Here is a 3,315-nt window from a genome sequence, read left to right on the forward strand (position 1 = left end):
GATTTTTTTATTACTTCTTTGTTTTTTTATGATCTTTTTGCACTTCCTCATCACGATACTTACAGCACTCATGTAAATTATCATAAGCTTCTTTTGTTGCTTTAAACTCTTTTGTGTCATGACCTACACCAGCAATAGTTTTTTTAACTGTTTCTGTACTTGTTTTGCGTTCATCAATAATTAAACTTAACTCGTGAGTATTCACATCCCATTTTGCAAATTTCACTCCTTTGGTTTTTAACGCTGCTTTTTCTATACGCTGCTTACACATCATACAAACACCGTCTACTTCAAAAGATACTTTTGCATTCTTCTTCTGAGCAAATGTTGATGTGCTTAATAATAAAACAACTGCTAATAAAAATATATTTTTCATATGTTCTTGATTTTTAATTTATTGAATTAATCTATTTTAAATCGTAACCCTGCATAGAAGTTACTTCCAAAAACTGGTGCATATACAATAGTAGTATCAAAATTTGCACCAAATGGATTATCACTTCCCAGTATAGGATTTTTTTGTTTGTAATTTGTAATATTTTCAGCTCCAGCATACATTTCAAACTTTTTTGAAAACACTTTTGTTATTTGCGTGTTTAATAAGTTATAGCTATCTGAATATGTTGGCAACTGGTTGTTTGTATTAGGTAGTCGTTGCTCTCCTATCCAGTTATAAGTTATATCAAACTTCCAACTGGCATCGCTTTCTTCTGTTTTAGTTTCGTAAGATACATTGGCAAAGAAGCGATGTTTAGCTTGTAATGCTTTTGCTAAGTTTCCTGATTTATAATCTGTAGAAACATCGTAAAACTTATAAGAGAATCGAGTATTAAAATAAGGGATTATATTTTGGTTCATTTCTATCTGGAAACTATTTGCGATACTCTTTCCTTCTAAATTATAAAAAGAAATTTCTTGTGGATTCTCCCAATCGACTACCACCTGATTTGAAAAATTTGTTTGATAAAAATCGAATGTTACATCTCCTTTTCTACCAAATAGTTTATATCCTTGTAAAAACGATACTCCGTAATTCCAAGCTTCTTCTGGGTCTAAGCCATAAATATTTCCACCTGAACTTTCAATAGTAATTGCTCGTGATGAAGCAAAAAATTGTTGATTCTCTGCAAAAATATTTGCACTTCGTTTTCCTCTTCCTACAGAAGCTCTTAATACTCCTCTTTCCCAAGGAACATAACGCATGTGCAATCTTGGTGTTACAAAAGTCCCTAACAAGTTATGATGGTCTAATCGTAAAAAAGCTCCTACAGAATTCTCTTTTCTATTAAAATTAGGGGACAGCAGCTCACTAACAAACTCTTCGTAATTGTCATACGTAAGGCTAGCACCAGTTTTAAACTTATTACGAGTATCTCCAATAATAGAGCTAAACACAAAACTGCTATAAAAGCTTTGATGCTGAATATTGTAATCTCTCAATCCAAAATACGAATCTTGTTTGTGGTTACTATATGCTGCTTGAAAGCCCATATTTTGAAATGGCATATCAGGAAACACATAACCTACTTTTACAGAAGTGTCAAAACGTTTAGTTTTAATTTCGCTTCCCCAAACAGTATTTGATCCTTTATCTACTTCTGGGTCAAAACCAACTTCTCCTACTTGTTTTGAATCGTCTAAATACCTAAAATTGATAAAACTTACCCAACCTTTTTCGGCATCAGTATATTGCCAACGGTTCATCACATTAATTTGTTCTGCTAATGGATTGTCTAAAAAGTTATCCTTGTTTTTATCAAATTTTTCTCCTCTATAGTTTCCATGTACATACAACCCTGTTTGCCACTTTTCGCTCACTTTTTGATTGAAATGGGTATTAAACTCTAACCTACCTCCCAAAGCTCCATAAGCATTCAGGTAAAACTTATGATTGGTAGATGGTTTTACTAGCTCTGTATTTATTTGACCTGAAATACTTTCGAAACCATTTACAACACTTCCTGCTCCTTTTGTTATTTGAATACTTTCAACCCAAGTTCCAGGTGTAAATGTTAATCCGAATGCTTGTGCAGCTCCTCTAATTGACGGAATATTTTCTTGGGTAATTAACAAATATGGACTTGTTAATCCTAACATTTGAATTTGTTTTGTACCTGTTAACGCATCAGAAAAATTAACATCTATTGACGGATTGGTTTCAAAACTTTCTGACAGATTACAACAAGCGGCTTTTAACAACTCATCACTATTAATAGTTACCAAGTTTTGTGTTTGTAAATACGACCTTTGTGTTGAACTTTTTTTTGCAGAAACTGCAACCTCATTTAACGTATTACTTTCTGTTAAATAGTGATTGATTGGTTTTGTACTGCTAACATTTATTGTATCTGTCTTATAACCAACAAAACTTATTATTAATTTTTTATACTCCTTTTTATACGGAATAACAAACGTTCCTGTTTCATTGGTGGTCGTTCCTGTATTTGTGTTTAACCAATATACATTCGCCCCAAATATTTCTAAATTATTATTATCTTTTATTACTCCTTTTAACTCTTTTTGAGCAAAAAGTGATAGAGAAATCAGTAAAAAAATACTGATTATGAAGTTTTTTTTCATTATTTATTTCATCATACTATATTATACAATTCTTATTTTTTTAGTAAGAATTGTAAATCATATGATAAAGACTTCGTGAAGTACCTGTATATCAAAAAATAACTTAGGTGGTACATACTGTTTATGTGGAATAATTTGTTTTTCTAAGTCTTGAAATAACAGACTGTTAAAAACATATGAAGTAACCGCTGTAGCAACCTTTATAAAGGTTATTTTTTCTACAGACGATTTCTGAATTTGAGTTTGCCCTTTTATAAGCTCTACATCGTCTTTACAACACGATGGTTCTATTGTTTTACTCTCGCAGCTGTCCTCCTCTACATCATCACAGCTAGCTACACTTCCTACATAAGAAATAGCTACTAAAAAATCACCACAAAAATGTTTTTCTACATTAAAAGAAAATGTAGATAGCAACACTGTTAGTGCTAAGGTTATAGCTGTTATTTTAGAAAAATGTTTCTTCATTCCTTGCAAAGGTACAATTTTTTAAAACTTTACATTTCATAACCTTAGGCTTTTACTCTTTTAAAGCTATTTGTAAAACAATAACTCATAACATAGCTTACTTAATTTTATCTCTTTACCATCCACCAATACGTTTACGTTCTGCTTGTTGTTCTTTAGTAGCCTCTGGCGTTGATATTTTACTTGGGTACAAAGGCTTAGGAAATCCCTCAGCTTTTCTTCGTTCAAAGTCTTGCTGACGATATGGATCAAAAGCTTCTCCAGGAG

3 protein-coding genes are annotated in these 3,315 nt (G+C 31.8%); all 3 read right to left on the reverse strand.

Annotated features, from left to right (window positions below; genetic code table 11):
* Positions 1 to 10 precede the first annotated feature (10 nt).
* The 3 genes from OU788_RS11980 to OU788_RS11990 are packed head-to-tail and all read right to left on the reverse strand — an operon-like array spanning position 11 to position 3,048.
* Positions 11 to 376, reverse strand: coding sequence for a heavy-metal-associated domain-containing protein (locus OU788_RS11980; RefSeq protein WP_159615612.1), 366 nt, complete (start codon positions 374 to 376; stop codon positions 11 to 13).
* Between the two features lie 26 nt (positions 377 to 402).
* Entirely contained in the window at positions 403 to 2,580 is a 2,178-nt protein-coding gene (locus OU788_RS11985; RefSeq protein WP_274635382.1) for a TonB-dependent receptor, read from the reverse strand.
* 57 nt (positions 2,581 to 2,637) lie between these two features.
* Positions 2,638 to 3,048 carry an HYC_CC_PP family protein gene (locus OU788_RS11990; protein ID WP_047790556.1) on the reverse strand — a complete coding sequence of 137 codons (411 nt, stop codon included), beginning with the start codon at positions 3,046 to 3,048 and terminating at the stop codon, positions 2,638 to 2,640.
* Positions 3,049 to 3,315: the final 267 nt, after the last annotated feature.

The organism is Tenacibaculum sp. L6, assembly GCF_028823685.1.
Classification (GTDB): domain Bacteria; phylum Bacteroidota; class Bacteroidia; order Flavobacteriales; family Flavobacteriaceae; genus Polaribacter.

Excerpts from the sequence above, each read along its gene's own strand:
- OU788_RS11980 (WP_159615612.1), bottom strand. The coding sequence starts at position 376 with ATGAAAAATATATTTTTATTAGCAGTTGTTTTATTATTAAGCACATCA.
- OU788_RS11985 (WP_274635382.1), bottom strand. The coding sequence starts at position 2,580 with ATGAAAAAAAACTTCATAATCAGTATTTTTTTACTGATTTCTCTATCA.
- OU788_RS11990 (WP_047790556.1), bottom strand. The coding sequence starts at position 3,048 with ATGAAGAAACATTTTTCTAAAATAACAGCTATAACCTTAGCACTAACA.